Here is a 15,564-nt window from a genome sequence, read left to right on the forward strand (position 1 = left end):
ACGGCTTTGGAGTGCGGCCCGGGCGAGAGTTACGTTGCAAGGAGAAGTGGAGATCGGCGATGCGTACAGGCAGTGAACCCGCCACCGCGCGCAGTGCCCTGCGGGCGCGGTTCTGGCTGAGTGTGTGGGGGCTGGTCTGGGCAAGCTTCGGCACGGTGATCTTCGTGCTGCTCGGACGGCCCGGTTGGGCGGCGGCCTGCGGGGTGCTGTGGCTGGTGATGGCCGTCGACTTCATGGTGATCGTCCGGCACCTGCGGCAGGGTCCGCACTACCAGCCGGGGCGGGACGTACCGCCGTACTGGCCGCCGGACGACCGGCAGCGGTAGCCGCCGGCCGCGCGGAGGATGGCCGGCCGCGGGCGGGTGTCAGGTGTCGAACCGCGCCCGTTGCAGGTACTCCGGGTTCGGGTCCAGCGCGGCAGCCAGCCGGAAGTGGCGCCTGGCCTCGTCGGGGCGGCCCTGCCGCTCATAGGTGCGGGCGAGCGCGAAGTGCGCGTACGCGTTGTCCGGCTCACGCTCCAGCACGATGGTGAACTCCAGCTCCGCGGGCCGGAGCTGGGCGGCCGCGAAGAAGGCGCGGGCGCGCAGCAGCCGGGCCGAGGTGTTCTCTGGATGGGCGGCTATGACCCGATCGAGCAGCTTGACCGCGCCCCGCGGGTCCCGCGCGGCGAGCAGCTTCTCGGCGGCGCGGTAGTCGATGACGTGGGTCTCCGGAGTACGTTCGGGCACGACTACTTCCTTCCCTGGCCGAGGTGGTTCAACGCCCCGGCCGGGCAGCCCTATTCCTCGGATCCCTGCTCCCGGTGCGCCCGACCGGGCGTGTGCGCCCTGCGGACCAGCTCCGCCCAGACCTCCCGCACCCGCCGCTCGAGCCGCTCCAGCGGTACGTCGTTGTCGATCACGATGTCCGCGATCTCCAGGCGCTTCTCACGGGTCGCCTGCGCGGCCATGCGCGCGCGTGCGTCCTCCTCGGTCATCCCGCGCAGCCGCAGGAGCCGGTCCAGTTGGGTCGCGGGGCTCGCGTCCACGACGATCACGAGGTCGTAGAGCGGGGCCAGGCCGTTCTCCGTGAGGAGCGGGACGTCGTGGACCACGACGGCGTCCTCGGCGGCGGCCTCCTCCAGTTCGCGGGAGCGGGCGCCCACCAGGGGGTGCACGATCGAGTTCAGGACGGCCAGCTTCCCGGAGTCGGCGAAGACGAGGGAACCCAGCCTGGGCCGGTCCAGGCTCCCGTCCGCGGTCAGCACGTCCGGGCCGAAGGCCTCGACGACCGCGGCGAGGCCGGGCGTGCCCGGAGCGACGACCTCGCGCGCGATGCGGTCGGCGTCGATCAGCACCGCCCCGCACTCCACGAGCAGCCGCGACACCTCGCTCTTACCGGCACCGATGCCCCCGGTGAGGCCCACTTTCAGCATGAGCGGCAGCTTAGGCCCTGTCCCCGGCGGCCCGCCCGCCGGGCGGGCACCACCTCTCGCCCTCCTCCGTCGGCTCACACCCTCCGCGTCAGTTCTCGCCCTCCCGCTCCGCCAGGAAGCGTTCGAACTCGCGGCCGATCTCGTCCGCCGACGGGATCTCGACGGGCTCGGCGAGCATGTTGCCCCGGGTCTCCGCGCCGGCCGCGGCGTCGTACTGGTGCTCGAGGCCCTGGACGAGGGAGGTGAGCTCCTCGTCGCCCTCGCGGATCTGCCGGTCGATCTCGGTCTGGGTGCGGTGGGCCTCGTTGCGCAGGGAGTGGGCGACGTTCGGCAGGACCAGCCCGGTGGCCGAGGTGATGGCCTCCAGGGCCGTCAGCGCCGCGTCCGGGTACGGGGAGCGCGCGATGTAGTGCGGCACGTGCGCGGCCACGCCCAGCACGTCGTGCCCGGCCTCCATCAGGCGGTACTCCAGCAGCGCCTCCGCGCTGCCCGGCACCTGCGCCTCCTCGAAGGGGCTGCGGTGGCCCGGTACCAGGTCACTGCGGTTGCCATGCGGGGTCAGGCCCACCGGGCGGGTGTGCGGGACGCCCATGGGGATGCCGTGGAAGTTCACCGACAGACGTACCCCGAGACGCTCGACGATCTGCCGCACGGCCGCCGCGAAACGCTCCCACTCCACGTCGGGCTCGGGCCCGGACAGCAGCAGGAACGGCGCGCCGGTGGCGTCCTGGACCAGACGCACCTCGATGCCCGGCACCTCGTACTCGGTCCAGCGGTCCCGCTGGAACGTCAGCAGCGGGCGGCGGGCCCGGTAGTCGACGAGCCGGTCGTGGTCGAAGCGCGCCACGACCTGGTGGGGCTGCGAGTCCAGCAGCCGATCGACGATCTGGTCGCCGGTCTCCCCCGCGTCGATGTATCCGTCGAAGTGGTAGAGCAGGACAAGACCGGCCGACTCCTGGGCGAGCGCCATGTCGACGACGGCCAGACCCTTCGGCTCCCATGCGTACAAACCCTGCGGATCAAGCACTGTGTGACCGCCCCTCCTCGTATTCGTAGGTTCACAACGAGCTGTGGGACGTTCGCATTCCCCACCGGCGGCAAGTGGTCGCGACCCACTCCGAACAGCCCGAAGGGCCGCACCCGGAACGGGTGCGGCCCTTCAAGTCATCGGCTGAGCCTCAGCGGCTGGGCCCCTGTGTGGGAGCTCAGCTCTGGCCGCCGGCCAGCTTCTCGCGGAGCGCGGCCAGCGCCTCGTCCGACGCCAGGGCGCCGGAGGTGTCGCCACCCTCGGAGGAGTACGAACCGCCGGACGCGGCCGGAGCAGCGGCCTCGCCACCCTCGGCGGCGGCAGCGGCGTCCGCCTCGCGGGACTTGATGACCTGCTGCTGGTGCTGCTCGAAGCGGGACTGCGCCTCGGCGTACTGGCGCTCCCACTCCTCGCGCTGCTTCTCGTAGCCCTCGAGCCAGTCGTTGGTCTCGGGGTCGAAGCCCTCGGGGTAGATGTAGTTGCCCTGGTCGTCGTAGGACGCGGCCATGCCGTACAGGGTCGGGTCGAACTCGACCGCGGACGGGTCGGCACCGAAGGACTCGTTGGCCTGCTTCAGCGAGAGGCTGATGCGGCGACGCTCGAGGTCGATGTCGATGACCTTGACGAAGATCTCGTCGTTGACCTGGACGACCTGCTCCGGGATCTCCACGTGGCGCTCGGCCAGCTCGGAGATGTGCACCAGACCCTCGATGCCCTCGTCCACGCGGACGAACGCACCGAACGGAACCAGCTTCGTGACCTTGCCGGGCACGACCTGGCCGATCTGGTGGGTGCGGGCGAACTGCTGCCACGGGTCTTCCTGGGTCGCCTTCAGCGACAGGGAGACGCGCTCGCGGTCCATGTCGACGTCGAGGACCTCGACGGTGACCTCCTGGCCGACCTCGACAACCTCGGACGGGTGGTCGATGTGCTTCCAGGACAGCTCGGAGACGTGGACCAGACCGTCGACGCCACCCAGGTCCACGAAGGCACCGAAGTTGACGATCGAGGAGACCACACCGGAGCGGACCTGACCCTTCTGGAGGGTCGTGAGGAACGTCTGGCGGACCTCGGACTGGGTCTGCTCCAGCCAGGCACGGCGGGACAGGACCACGTTGTTGCGGTTCTTGTCCAGCTCGATGATCTTGGCCTCGAGCTCCTTGCCGACGTACGGCTGGAGGTCGCGGACACGGCGCATCTCGACGAGGGACGCCGGCAGGAAGCCACGGAGGCCGATGTCGAGGATGAGACCACCCTTGACGACCTCGATGACGGTACCGGTGACGATGCCGTCCTCTTCCTTGATCTTCTCGATGGTGCCCCAGGCACGCTCGTACTGCGCGCGCTTCTTCGAGAGGATCAGGCGGCCTTCCTTGTCCTCCTTCTGGAGGACCAGGGCCTCGATCTCGTCGCCGACGGCCACGACCTCGTTCGGGTCGACGTCGTGCTTGATCGAGAGCTCGCGGCTCGGGATGACACCTTCGGTCTTGTAACCGATGTCGAGCAGGACCTCGTCCCGGTCGACCTTCACGATGACGCCGTCGACGATGTCGCCGTCGTTGAAGTACTTGATCGTCTCGTCGATCGCTGCGAGGAAGGCTTCCTCGTTACCGATGTCGTTGACCGCTACCTGCGGGGTGGTGGCGGTGGTCTCGGTGCTGCTCGTCATGTGGGAAAGGGCTCCGGTACGGACATTGAAGTCGTAGGCACTGCTTACGCCGGGAGCCCGTTTCGCTCTGTAGAAGCCGGACAGCCAAGGAAGCGTCACATGAAACCACTGGTGGCGCCTCGACAACCGAGGGGACATACAACAGATGCGAGCGCAGCCTGCTCCGTCTGAGGCGCGCAGGCCCGCAGCGCAACTTGTAGCATACGGGGGCAGCCGGACATGGTCAATGCGCGAAGCCGCACAGCCGGGACAGATCGCCCCATATCCGGCAGAAAACCCGTCTCCCGAGGCCATGCCGACCCGAGCCAGTCCCTGTGTTGACAGCGCCGGGACCGGTCGGACGGGAGAGCCCGCAGATTAGTACGAGGGAGCCGATCATCCAAGAGCCAGCACCGTCCGAACAGTTCGAACCGGCCGAACCGGAGGCCACCCGGCGCGAGGCCGGTGCCGCGGAGAGCTACCGGGCCAACCGGGGCTGGTGGGACCGCAACGCGGACGAGTATCAGATCGAGCACGGCACGTTCCTCGGCGACGACCGTTTCGTGTGGGGCCCGGAGGGCCTGGACGAGGTGGAGGCGGGGCTGCTCGGCGCCCCCGAGGACCTCAAGGACAAGGACGTCCTGGAGATCGGGGCCGGCGCGGCGCAGTGCTCGCGCTGGCTGGCCGGGCAGGGCGCGCGCCCGGTCGCCCTGGACCTGTCGCACCGCCAGCTCCAGCACGCGCTGCGCATCGGCGGAGGGTTTCCGCTGGTGTGCGCCGACGCGGGCGCGCTGCCGTTCGCGGACGGCTCCTTCGACCTGGCGTGCTCGGCGTACGGGGCGCTGCCGTTCGTCGCCGACCCGCGCGCGGTGCTGCGGGAGGTACGCCGGGTGCTGCGGCCGGGCGGGCGGCTCGTGTTCTCGGTGACGCATCCGATCCGCTGGGCGTTCCCGGACGAGCCCGGCCCGGAAGGACTGTCGGTGTCCGGCTCCTACTTCGACCGCACGCCGTACGTCGAGCAGGACGAGGACGGCCGCGCGGTGTACGTCGAGCACCACCGGACCGTCGGGGACCGGGTGCGCGACGTGGTGGCGTCGGGCTTCCGGCTGGTGGACCTGGTCGAGCCGGAGTGGCCGGTCTGGAACACCTCCGAGTGGGGCGGCTGGTCGCCGCTGCGCGGGAGCCTGATCCCGGGAACGGCGATCTTCGTCTGCGTACGGGACTGAATGCGGGAGTGAGTGCGGGACCGAGTGACCGAGTGCGGGAGTACGGGACTGAGCGCGTGATCCGCCACGACGAACTGGGCGCGCTGCCGGTGCGCGGCGCGCTGCCGGCCCTTCACGAGGCCCTGGACGGTCACGGGACCGCGGTCCTGGTGGCGCCGCCCGGCACGGGCAAGACCACGCTGGTGCCACTGGAGCTGGCCGGGCTGCTGGGCCAGGGGCCCGCGCGGCGGGTGGTCGTGGCCGAGCCGCGGCGGATCGCGGCGCGTGCGGCGGCCCGGCGGATGGCGTGGCTGCTGGGCGAGAAGGTCGGCGAGAGCGTCGGCTACACCGTGCGCGGGGAGCGTGTCGTCGGGCGCCACGCGCGCGTGGAGGTCGTCACGACCGGTGTGCTGCTCCAGCGGCTCCAGCGGGACCAGGAGCTGGCGGGCGTCGACGTGGTGGTGCTCGACGAGTGCCACGAGCGGCATCTGGACGCGGACACGGTGGCGGCGTTCCTGTGGGACGTGCGCGAGGCGCTGCGGCCGGAACTGCGTCTGGTGGCCGCCTCGGCCACCACGGACGCGCGGGTGTGGACGCGGGTGCTGGGCGGGGCGCCGGTGGTCGAGACGCACGGCGTGTCGCATCCGGTGGATGCGGTGTGGGCGCCGCCGGCCCGGCCGGTACGGCCGCCGCACGGGATGCGGGTGGACCCCGCGCTGCTGACGCACGTGGCGTCGGTGGTGCGGCGGGCGCTGGCCGAGCGCGTGGGGGACGTGCTGTGCTTCCTGCCGGGCGTGGGCGAGATCGGGCGGGTCGCGGGTCTGCTGGGGGATCTCGGGGACGTGGACGTGCTCCAGGTGCACGGGCGGGCGCCGGCGGACGTGCAGGACGCGGTGCTGGTGCCGGGGCGGCGGCGCCGCGTGGTGCTCGCGACCTCGGTCGCCGAGTCGTCACTGACGGTACCCGGGGTGCGGGTCGTCGTCGACTCGGGGCTCGCGCGCGAGCCCCGCGTGGACCACGCGCGCGGACTGAGCGCGCTGACGACGGTACGGGCCTCGCGGGCCTCCGGGCGGCAGCGGGCGGGGCGTGCCGGACGCGAGGCGCCGGGCGCGGTGTACCGGTGCTGGGCGGAGGCCGAGGAGGCGCGTCTGCCCGCCTACCCCGCGCCGGAGATCAAGGTGGCCGATCTGACGGCGTTCGCCCTTCAGTCGGCCTGCTGGGGCGATCCGAACGCCTCCGGCCTCGCGTTGCCGGACCCGCCGCCGGGCGGGGCGATGGCGGCGGCGCGGGAGGTGCTGACGGCCGTCGGCGCGGTGGACTCCGCCGGACGGGCCACGGACCGGGGGCGGTCGCTGGCGCGCCTGGGGGTGCATCCGCGGCTGGGGCGGGCCCTGCTGGACGCGTCCGCCGCGGGCGGGACCGAGCGGGCCGCGGAGATCGTCGCACTGCTGAGCGAGGAGCTGCCCCGGGAGTACGGGGACGATCTCGCCGCGGCTCTGCGTGCTGCCCGGCGCGGCGGTGACGCGTACGCGGCTCGGTGGCGGACCGAGGTCCGGCGACTGCGGGCCGCCGTGTCGGAGGTCTCCGACAGGTCCACCCGACCCGCCCACTCACGGACGGACCGCGAGGCCGAGGCGGTGGGCCCGGAGGGAGAGGCCGCGACGGAACCGCTGTCCGGCGCCGGGGCCGTGAGCGTCCCCCGACCGGGGGCCACCAGGGATACGAGCCTCGCCGGGCTCCAGCCCTCACCCTCACGGACCGACCGCGAAGCGGACGCGGTGGGCCCGGAGGGGAAGAGCGCGGAACCGCTGTCCGGCGCCAAGGCCGGAAGCAGGTCCCGGCCAGGGACCGCCGGGGATACCGGCCTCGCCGGGCTCCGGCCCGCACACTCACGGACGGACAGTGAAGTGGGGCCGGTGGGCCCGGAGGGGAAGGACGCGGGAGCGCTGTCCGGTGGCGGCAGCCGAGCGGGGGGCGCCGGGAGCGTGGGGCTTGTGGGGCTTGTTGCCGCTCTTGCGTTTCCGGAGCGGGTGGCACGGCTCGACGGTGGTTCGTATCTCATGGTCTCCGGGACCCGGGCGGAGCTCACGGACGGGTCCCCGCTGTGGGGCGCGCCCTGGATCGCCGTCGCCGTGGCCGATCGGCCGGTGGGCAGGCGGCACGCGCGCGTGCAGCTCGCCGCGGTCGTCGACGAGGACGTCGCCCGGCTGGCGGCCGGGGCGCTCCGCGCGGAACAGGACGAGGTGCGCTGGGGCGACGGGGACGTCGTCGCGCGACGGGTCGAGCGGCTGGGGGCCGTGGAGCTGGCGGTGCGGCCCCTGGCGGACGCCGAGCCCGGTCTCGTACGGGCGGCGCTGCTCGACGGATTGCGGCAGGAGGAGTTCGGGCTGCTCTGCTGGTCGGCGGAGGCGGACGTGCTGCGGCAGCGGCTCGCCTTCCTGCGCCGGCACCTCGGCGAGCCCTGGCCCGACGTGTCCGACGACGCGCTGCACGCGCGCGTGGACGAGTGGCTGGAACCGGAGCTCGGGCGGGCCCGGCGGCGCGCGGACCTGGCGCGGATCGACGCCGGGCAGGCGCTGGCCCGGCTGCTGCCCTGGGCCTCCGGTGACGCCGTCCGGCTGGACGAACTCGCGCCGGAACGACTCACCGTGCCCAGCGGGTCCCGGATCCGGGTCGACTACGCGGATCCCGAACGGCCGGTGCTCGCCGTGAAACTCCAGGAGATGTTCGGCCTGGACGACTCGCCCACGGTCGCCGGGGTCCCGGTCCTGGTGCACCTCCTCTCCCCGGCCGGGCGTCCCGCCGCCGTCACCGCCGACCTCGCCTCCTTCTGGCGGACCGGCTACCGGGACGTACGGGCGGAGCTGCGCGGGCGGTATCCGAAGCACCCCTGGCCGGAGAACCCGGCGTCCGCGGAGCCGACCCGGCACACCAACGCCCGGCTCAGGCGCTGACCGGTGCGGGACTCCGTTCGGCTTCCGCCCTCCGGGCGGGGGTCGGGCGGACGGTCACCGGACATCACGAGGGCGCCCCGCCGCTGTGGCGGGGCGCCCTCATGGTGTCCAGGCCGGTGCTACTACGAGGATGCCGACGGGCTGGGGGACGGCTCGGCCGAGGTGTCGGCCGCCGCCACCTTCAGCTCCACGGTCAGCGTCGCGCCGCCGGCGGTGGTGATGCGCAGCAGGAACGTGCCGGTGGTGTCGTCCGCGTACAGCTTCGGCAGCTTCAGCAGGCCGCCTGCGTCCGTCTGAAGGTCCTTCAGGGTGCGCACGGGCTTGCCGTCGGCGTCCTTGAAGTAGGGGCCCTTGTCGTTCTGGGCGGGGTCGTCGGCCGACTTGACGAGGGTGGCGGTGGCCGCGACCCGGTCCGCGACGGCGCCCTTGTAGGTGGCCTTGACCTCGACCTGGTCGGCGAACTCGCCGCCCGGGGTGCAGACCAGCGCGGTGCCGGTCGTGCGGGTGAGGGCGTCGGCGGCGCGCACGGTGACCGTTGCCGTGTAGTCGACGCCGGGGAGCGTACGGCCGACGACCGCCGCCCGGACGGTGAAGTCGCCCGTCTGCTCACCGGCCTGGAGCGCGGGTGCGACGGCCACGCCGGAGGCGTCGGTGGCGACGGTGGCGACCTTCTCGCCGCCGGGGAAGGCGGCGTCGGTGTCACCGGTGATCGTGAACCGGATCCGCACCTTGCCGACGGCCTTGCCGTCCCTGGTCACGGCACGGGTGCTGATCTTCTCCGCGAACGCGTCGCCGGCCATGGCGGTGAGCTTGCCCGTGCCCGCGTCCTGGAGGTGGTGCACGGTGTCGGTCGCGGTGGGCGGCGCGGTGGGGGTGCCCGGGGTGGACGGCGGAGTCGGTTCGGACGGCTGGGCCGGTGGGGACGGCTGGCCCGGGCTCGGACTCGCGGAGCCGCCGCCCTGCTTGCCGGGCGCGGTGGGCTTGCCGGAACCGCCGGAACCGCCGGGGCTGCCGGCGCCCCCGGGCTTGTCGCTCGCCCGCGGGGCGGGCGGCTGCGGCGTCGGACTGGGGTCCGCGCCGGGGGTGTGGTCGCTGCGGTGGGACGGCAGGGGGCCGGTCCCGTCCGGGACGGAGTGGCTGCCCTTGCGGTAGAACTCCAGCCACGTCAGGACGGTGTTCAGATAGTCCGTCGAGTTGTTGTAGCTGAGGATCGCGCTCCGGAGGTCGCCGTCGGTGGACAGGTCCCAGCCGTTGCGGCACAGGTAGTGGCCGGCGGCGAGGGCGGCGTCGTAGACGTTGTTGGGGTCCTTCTTGCCGTCGCCGTTGGCGTCGCGGCCCGCCCAGGCCCAGGTGGAGGGGATGAACTGCATGGGCCCGACCGCGCGGTCGTACCTGCTGTCCCCGTCGTACTGGCCGTGGTCGGTGTCGCTGATGTGGGCGAAGCCGTTGCCGTCGAGGACCGGGCCGAGGATCGGGGACACCGTGGTGCCGTCGGCCCCGACGTTGCCGCCGCGGGCGTGTCCGGACTCGACTTTGCCTATGGCGGCGAGCAGTTGCCAGGGCAGGTTGCAGCCCGGCTTGGACGCGCGCAGTTCGGCCTCGGCCTTCTTGTAGGCGTCGAGCACGGTGGCGGGTATGCCGGACTCGGCCGGGCCCTTGGAGATCGGGGTGCCGACGACGGGCGCCGGGCTGGGGCTGTTGAGGGGCGGCAGGTCCGTGTAGTACGGCGAACCGCCGGTCGCGCTGCCGTCGGCGTTCCCGTCGGGCTGGGGCGTCGCCTCGGCGGAGGCCTGTCTGCCGTGGTCGTCGACGGTGACGCCGGGAGCCTGCGAGGCAGACAGGGCCGCGACCGCCGCTGCGGCCACGGCCGTGGTTGCCGCTCCCTTGCGCAGCCTGCTGCCGAAATGCGCCGCCATAGAGTGAGCCCCTCCTGTGGACGCCCGGGCGTCCGTCTCTGTCTGTCCGTTCGCCCTGTTGTGACGATCGACCCGTGTGACTGGTTGCCCTCGCGGAGCCGCACGGTTGACGAATCCAGGTGACCCTACGACAACTTCCTTCTCATAGGGACCCGTTCGCGCCCGATTTTCACCGGTTGGCCACGACTGGTTAACGGGTGCGCCCCTCGCGTGACGCGCATACTGGACGGCGGTGATCACACGGGCCGCCGGTCCGGTCGACGCGCGCCAGGAGGAGCACCGTTGCCGTTCACTCTGAGCCATGCGGCGGCCGTACTGCCCGCGGTGCGCGGCGACGGAAGGGGGCGGGGCCGGCTGGTCCCGTCGGTGCTCGTGGCGGGCTCCTTCGCGCCCGATCTGACCTATTACACGGCGGGAGTTGTGCCCGGGGCGATGGAGTTCGGCGCGGTCACGCACTCCTTCGCCGGGGTCTTCACCCTCGATGTGCTCGTCGCCTGGCTGCTGGTCGGGGTGTGGCTGGTGCTGCGCGAGCCGCTCGTCGCACTGCTGCCGCGCGCGCGGCAGGGGCGGACGGCTTCGCTGACGCGGTGCGGTACGCCCTGGACGCGGCCGCGCCCGGCGTCGGTGCCGTGGTGGTACGCCTCCGCCGCGCTGGGCGCGCTGACGCACGTGGTGTGGGACGCGTTCACCCACCACGACCGGTGGGGGATGCGGCTGTTCCCTGTGCTGGGCCGAGAGCTGGCCGGGGCGCCTGTCTACTGGTACCTGCAGTACGGCAGCTCGGCGGTGGCGGCCGTCGTGATCGCCGGGTTCCTGGTGTACGCGCTGCGGCGGGCTCCGGCGGGCGAGCCGGTGGGGGTCCCCGACCTGTCGGTACTGGACCGGCGGCGGGCCTTCGCCGTGATCGCGGTCTGCGCGGTCGCCGGTGCCGTGCAGCGGACCTGGCAGTGGTGGACGGGCCGCGGGTCGACGGCCGCTCTCTGGGAACTGATTCCGACCCTGTGCTTCGGCGCGGGCGCTGGCCTGGCCGTGGGCCTGCCCCTGTACGCCCTGGACGTCAGGCTCCGTCGTGGTGCCCGGGCTCCGGGCGGCGGGGACGGTGTGGCGGGGCCGGACGGATCGATCGGTTCCAGCCATGAGGGGGACTGTGCCGGTGCGGGTGCCTCTGGCGGTCGCGGCGGTGGGAGCGGTTCAGTGTCCGCAGGTTAGCCGGTCCCGTCATGTGAGGCCGGTTCGGTCGGTCTCAGTGGTTCCGGCGGTTCCGGCGGGGGCGGTGTCCGGGCGGGCCGCCCGGACTGCCGCCGGAGGTGGTCACGGTGGCGACGAAGACGGTGACGCTGCGCACGGGGCGAGGTCGGTGCAGCGGGGAGAGGAACAGCGCGAGGTAGCCGCGCGCGGTGTCCGCCCACAAGCACCAGGGGGGTGTCTCCCCGAGGACCGGATCGCCGGGACCGCACCGGTCCCGGAGTGCGCTCGCGGCACGGCGCAGGGTCGCCGTCAGATCCGCGGGAACGCGAGCCGTGCTGGCGTCGGCCGCGACGGGCCGGACCGACGGAGGTGGCCCTGCGGGAACCTCGCCCATGTCCGCCCGTATCACCGCCGGTCGGCGGTTGAGCATGCGTATACCCATGCCCGCATCCTGTCGGCCACGGCGCACGGCTGCGCCTCCGCGGGGTCCACGTGAGTGACGAGCCCTGCCGCATGTGCGCCACGGGAGGGAACCCCCCGCCGTGAGCGCGCCAAAGCGCCCGAAGCCGCCGACAGAGACCGGCGTGCGGTGCACAGGGAACGCACAGGGCTCCGGCTCCGGCTCCGGCTCCGGCTCCGGCTCCGGCTCCGGCTCCGGCTCCGGCTCCGGCTCCGGCTCCGGCTCCGGCTCCGGCTCCGGCTCCGGGGCAGGATGCCCGCAGCGAGGACCGCCCCGCGCCGTGCCCCCGTGGCGGCAGGGCTTCCGAGACGGGCAGCCGCCCGCGCGGGCCGCGCTGCGGAACCGCCGCAAAAGGCACGGCAGGCCGAACCACCGTCACGAGCCACAGCGGCACCCAGACACCTCCGCCATACCGCCGCGGACCGACGGGCCCCCGAGCCGGGCGGTACGCCGCCGCAGGCCGCGGAGGCACAGCCGCCACGAGCCACCATTCGTGGTGGCACCGCAGCGCCCAAGCGCCCCCGCCATGCCACCGCGGATCGGCGGGCCCGTCTAGGGCTGCGACCGGAAAGGTTCACCGGCTCGCGACGCCCGGCACGGCACTCCCCCAGCCTTCGGCCGGGGGCACCCCCACGCCGCGTTGTCGCATCACCCGAGTACATCCAGTACGCGGGCGACGCTCCGCCTTGCGATGCTCCCCCACAGCCTGAAAGGCGTGGGAGGTACCCCCAGCACCGGACGCCGCGTCCCCGCAGGCCGCGCTGCGCGGCCCCCACGAGAGGCACGACCGCCTCCGAGTCACCGTCGCGGGGCTCGGAGGCGACCAGACGCCCCGGTCGCTCCACCACGAGCCGGCGGGCCCTCCGCGTCGGGCGGTGTGCCCATGTGGGGCGGCGCTGCGGGACCGCCCGAAGGCACGGCGCGCCGAGGCGCCGTCGCCCTCCACGACGGCGCGCCGAGGCGCCGTCGTGGAGGGCCGGGGCGCCCAGACGTCCCCGTCGCCGCAGGCTAGTGCGCCGCCGACTCCCAGTCCGGGCCCACGCCGACCGAGACGTCCAGGGGGGCCCTGAGCTGTACCGCGCCGGCCATCTCGTGGCGGACGATCTGCTCCACGGTCTCGCGTTCGCCGGGGGCGATCTCCAGGACGATTTCGTCGTGGACCTGGAGGAGCATGCGGGAGGCGAGACCCGCCTCGCGCAGGGCGCGGTCCACGTGCAGCATGGCGATCTTGACGATGTCGGCCGCCGTGCCCTGGATCGGCGCGTTGAGGGCCATGCGCTCGGCCATCTCGCGGCGCTGGCGGTTGTCGCTGTTGAGGTCGGGCAGATAGCGGCGGCGGCCGAAGAGGGTCTCGGTGTAGCCGGTCGCCCGCGCCTCGTCGACCACGCGGCGCAGATAGTCCCGTACGCCGCCGAAGCGCTCGAAGTACGCGTCCATCAGGCCGCGCGCCTCGGCCGCCTCGATGTTCAGCTGCTGGGAGAGGCCGAAGGCCGAGAGCCCGTAGGCCAGGCCGTAGGACATCGCCTTGATCTTGCGCCGCATCTCCGCGTCCACCGCCGAGCGGTCGACGCCGAAGACCTGCGAGGCCGCCGTGGTGTGCAGGTCCTCACCGGAGGTGAACGCCTCGATCAGGCCCGCGTCCTCGGACAGGTGGGCCATCACGCGCAGCTCGATCTGGCTGTAGTCGGCCGTCATCAGCGACTCGAAGCCCTCGCCGACCACGAAGCCGCGCCGGATGGCCCGGCCCTCGTCGGTGCGGACGGGGATGTTCTGAAGGTTCGGGTCCGTCGACGACAGACGGCCGGTCGCGGCGACCGTCTGGTTGAACGTGGTGTGGATCCGGCCGTCGGCCGCGATCGTCTTGATCAGGCCCTCGACGGTGACGCGCAGCTTCGCCTGCTCGCGGTGGCGGAGCATGACGACCGGCAGCTCGTTGTCCGTCTGGGTGGCCAGCCATGCCAGGGCGTCGGCGTCGGTGGTGTAGCCCGTCTTCGTCTTCTTCGTCTTCGGCAGGGCGAGTTCGCCGAAGAGGACTTCCTGGAGCTGCTTGGGCGAGCCGAGGTTGAACTCGTGCCCTGCCGCCGCGTGCGCCTCCTTCACGGCCTGCTGCACCGCGCCCGCGAACGTCTGCTCCATCGCCTCGAGGTGGGAGCGGTCCGCCGCGATGCCGTGCCGCTCCATGCGGGCCAGCAACACGGACGTCGGCAGTTCCACGTCGCGCAGCAGGTCCGCCGCGCCGACCTCCGGAAGGCGCGCCTCGAAGGCCTCGCCGAGGTCGAGGACGGCCCTGGCCTGGATCATCAGGGCCTCGGCCTCGGCGCCCTCGTCCGCGCCGAAGGCGAGCTGGCCGTCGGCCGCGGCGGCGGGGGCCAGCTCCCGGTGCAGGTACTCCAGGGACAGCGCGTCCAGGTCGAAGGAGCGGCGGCCCGGCTTGACCAGGTAGGCGGCGAGCGCGGTGTCCATGGTGGCGCCCTCGATGGTCCAGCCGTGCTCGGCGAAGACCCGCATGGCGCCCTTGGCGTTGTGGAAGACCTTGAGCCGGTCCGCGTCGGCCAGCCAGCCCGCGAGCGCGCTCTCGTCCGCCTCGTCCAGCTGCGACGGGTCGAACCAGGCGGCCGCTCCCCCGGGCGCGGCGAGCGCGATCTCGGCGACCGAGCCGGCGCCCAGCGCCCAGGTGTCGACGGTGGCGACACCGAGGACCTGCGTGCCGTGCTCGGCGAGCCAGCCGGCCAGCTCGCCGGTGCCGAGCACGGTGCCGTCCAGCTGCACCCCGTCCGTCGTGATCGGGGTGGTGTCGGCCTCCTCGGCGCCCGGGTCCACGGCGAAGAGCCGCTCGCGCAGCGAGGGGTTGCGGATCTCCAGGGTGTCCAGGACCATCGCGACGGCCTTGCGGTCGTACGGCGTGCGGGCGAGGTCGGTGACCGCCTTGGGCAGTTCCACGCTCCGCTCCAGCTCGGTGAGCCGGCGGTTGAGCTTGACGGACTCCAGGTGGTCGCGCAGGTTCTGGCCGGCCTTGCCCTTGACCTCCTCGACCCGCTCCACGAGCTGGGCGAACGAACCGAACTGGTTGATCCACTTCGCGGCCGTCTTCTCACCGACGCCGGGGATGCCCGGCAGGTTGTCCGACGGGTCGCCGCGCAGCGCCGCGAAGTCCGGGTACTGGGCCGGCGTCAGTCCGTACTTCTCGATCACCTTCTCCGGGGTGAACCGGGTCAGCTCGGAGACGCCCTTGGTGGGGTAGAGCACCGTCGTGTGCTCGGAGACCAGCTGGAAGGAGTCGCGGTCGCCGGTGACGATCAGCACCTCGAAGCCCTCGGCCTCGGCCTGGGTGACGAGGGTGGCGATCACGTCGTCCGCCTCGTACCCGTCGACGGCGAAGCGGGAGGCGTTCATCGCGTCGAGCAGTTCGCCGATCAGCTCGACCTGGCCCTTGAACTCGTCCGGGGTCTTGGAGCGGTTCGCCTTGTACTCGGTGAACTCCGCTGAGCGCCAGGTCTTGCGGGAGACGTCGAAGGCGACCGCGAAGTGCGTCGGCTCCTCGTCACGCAGGGTGTTGGCCAGCATCGACGCGAAGCCGTAGATGGCGTTCGTCGGCTGGCCCGTCGCGGTCGTGAAGTTCTCCGCGGGCAGCGCGAAGAACGCGCGGTAGGCCAGCGAGTGCCCGTCCATGAGCATCAGCCGCGGCCGGGCGCCGCCGTGGGTGGTGTCGGTCTTCTTCGATGCTGTCTCTGCCACGTCCCCGATCCTGCCAC

At 72.9% G+C, this 15,564-nt stretch carries 11 protein-coding genes; 4 read left to right on the plus strand and 7 right to left on the minus strand.

What is annotated here, in order from left to right; translation table 11 throughout:
• Nucleotides 1-59 precede the first annotated feature (59 nt).
• Nucleotides 60-326 carry a DUF6343 family protein gene (locus tag ACWEK3_RS08280; protein ID WP_361411494.1) on the plus strand — a complete coding sequence of 89 codons (267 nt, stop codon included), beginning with the start codon at nucleotides 60-62 and terminating at the stop codon, nucleotides 324-326.
• A gap of 39 nt (nucleotides 327-365) precedes the next feature.
• Here ACWEK3_RS08280 and ACWEK3_RS08285 read toward each other — a convergent pair whose 3' ends face one another.
• The 4 genes from ACWEK3_RS08285 to rpsA form a co-directional block, all read right to left on the minus strand.
• Nucleotides 366-728 (minus strand): tetratricopeptide repeat protein, encoded by a 363-nt coding sequence (locus ACWEK3_RS08285; protein WP_141361911.1) that lies wholly within the window; start codon nucleotides 726-728, stop codon nucleotides 366-368.
• Between the two features lie 50 nt (nucleotides 729-778).
• On the minus strand, nucleotides 779-1,414 hold the full coding sequence (gene coaE / locus ACWEK3_RS08290) for a dephospho-CoA kinase (protein WP_450537964.1): 636 nt from the start codon (nucleotides 1,412-1,414) through the stop codon (nucleotides 779-781).
• Between the two features lie 88 nt (nucleotides 1,415-1,502).
• A complete protein-coding gene (locus tag ACWEK3_RS08295) occupies nucleotides 1,503-2,441 on the minus strand; it encodes a PAC2 family protein (RefSeq protein ID WP_361411498.1) in 939 nt (312 codons plus the stop codon).
• Nucleotides 2,442-2,619: 178 nt separating this feature from the next.
• The gene (gene rpsA / locus ACWEK3_RS08300) at nucleotides 2,620-4,110 is read right to left on the minus strand and encodes a 30S ribosomal protein S1 (RefSeq protein ID WP_358732746.1); all 1,491 of its coding nucleotides are present in this window, start codon (nucleotides 4,108-4,110) and stop codon (nucleotides 2,620-2,622) included.
• Between the two features lie 317 nt (nucleotides 4,111-4,427).
• On the opposite strand from rpsA, the gene ACWEK3_RS08305 reads away from it, so the two are divergent.
• Together ACWEK3_RS08305 and ACWEK3_RS08310 are read left to right on the plus strand one after the other, a co-directional pair.
• Nucleotides 4,428-5,315 carry a class I SAM-dependent methyltransferase gene (locus tag ACWEK3_RS08305; protein WP_453249226.1) on the plus strand — a complete coding sequence of 296 codons (888 nt, stop codon included), beginning with the start codon at nucleotides 4,428-4,430 and terminating at the stop codon, nucleotides 5,313-5,315.
• A 56-nt stretch (nucleotides 5,316-5,371) separates the two neighbouring features.
• On the plus strand, nucleotides 5,372-8,248 hold the full coding sequence (locus ACWEK3_RS08310; protein ID WP_453249227.1) for an ATP-dependent RNA helicase: 2,877 nt from the start codon (nucleotides 5,372-5,374) through the stop codon (nucleotides 8,246-8,248).
• Nucleotides 8,249-8,370: 122 nt separating this feature from the next.
• Here ACWEK3_RS08310 and ACWEK3_RS08315 read toward each other — a convergent pair whose 3' ends face one another.
• Nucleotides 8,371-10,164, minus strand: coding sequence for a lytic transglycosylase domain-containing protein (locus tag ACWEK3_RS08315; protein WP_453249228.1), 1,794 nt, complete (start codon nucleotides 10,162-10,164; stop codon nucleotides 8,371-8,373).
• A 282-nt stretch (nucleotides 10,165-10,446) separates the two neighbouring features.
• Between ACWEK3_RS08315 and ACWEK3_RS08320 the strand changes: the two genes are divergently transcribed.
• Complete coding sequence (locus ACWEK3_RS08320; RefSeq protein WP_453249229.1) at nucleotides 10,447-11,373, plus strand: DUF4184 family protein; 927 nt, start codon at nucleotides 10,447-10,449, stop codon at nucleotides 11,371-11,373.
• A 34-nt stretch (nucleotides 11,374-11,407) separates the two neighbouring features.
• Here ACWEK3_RS08320 and ACWEK3_RS08325 read toward each other — a convergent pair whose 3' ends face one another.
• Nucleotides 11,408-11,794, minus strand: coding sequence for a hypothetical protein (locus ACWEK3_RS08325; RefSeq protein ID WP_453249230.1), 387 nt, complete (start codon nucleotides 11,792-11,794; stop codon nucleotides 11,408-11,410).
• 1,026 nt (nucleotides 11,795-12,820) lie between these two features.
• Nucleotides 12,821-15,547, minus strand: a complete 2,727-nt coding sequence (gene polA / locus ACWEK3_RS08330; RefSeq protein WP_453249231.1) for a DNA polymerase I — start codon at nucleotides 15,545-15,547, stop codon at nucleotides 12,821-12,823.
• Nucleotides 15,548-15,564 lie beyond the last annotated feature (17 nt).

Source organism: Streptomyces sp. NPDC004721, from assembly GCF_053601495.1.

What these genes read in the sequence shown, in the direction of transcription:
- coaE (WP_450537964.1), bottom strand. Translation starts at nt 1,414, where the DNA reads ATGCTGAAAGTGGGCCTCACCGGGGGCATCGGTGCCGGTAAGAGCGAG.
- ACWEK3_RS08280 (WP_361411494.1), top strand. Translation starts at nt 60, where the DNA reads ATGCGTACAGGCAGTGAACCCGCCACCGCGCGCAGTGCCCTGCGGGCG.
- ACWEK3_RS08315 (WP_453249228.1), bottom strand. Translation starts at nt 10,164, where the DNA reads ATGGCGGCGCATTTCGGCAGCAGGCTGCGCAAGGGAGCGGCAACCACG.
- ACWEK3_RS08325 (WP_453249230.1), bottom strand. Translation starts at nt 11,794, where the DNA reads ATGGGTATACGCATGCTCAACCGCCGACCGGCGGTGATACGGGCGGAC.
- rpsA (WP_358732746.1), bottom strand. Translation starts at nt 4,110, where the DNA reads ATGACGAGCAGCACCGAGACCACCGCCACCACCCCGCAGGTAGCGGTC.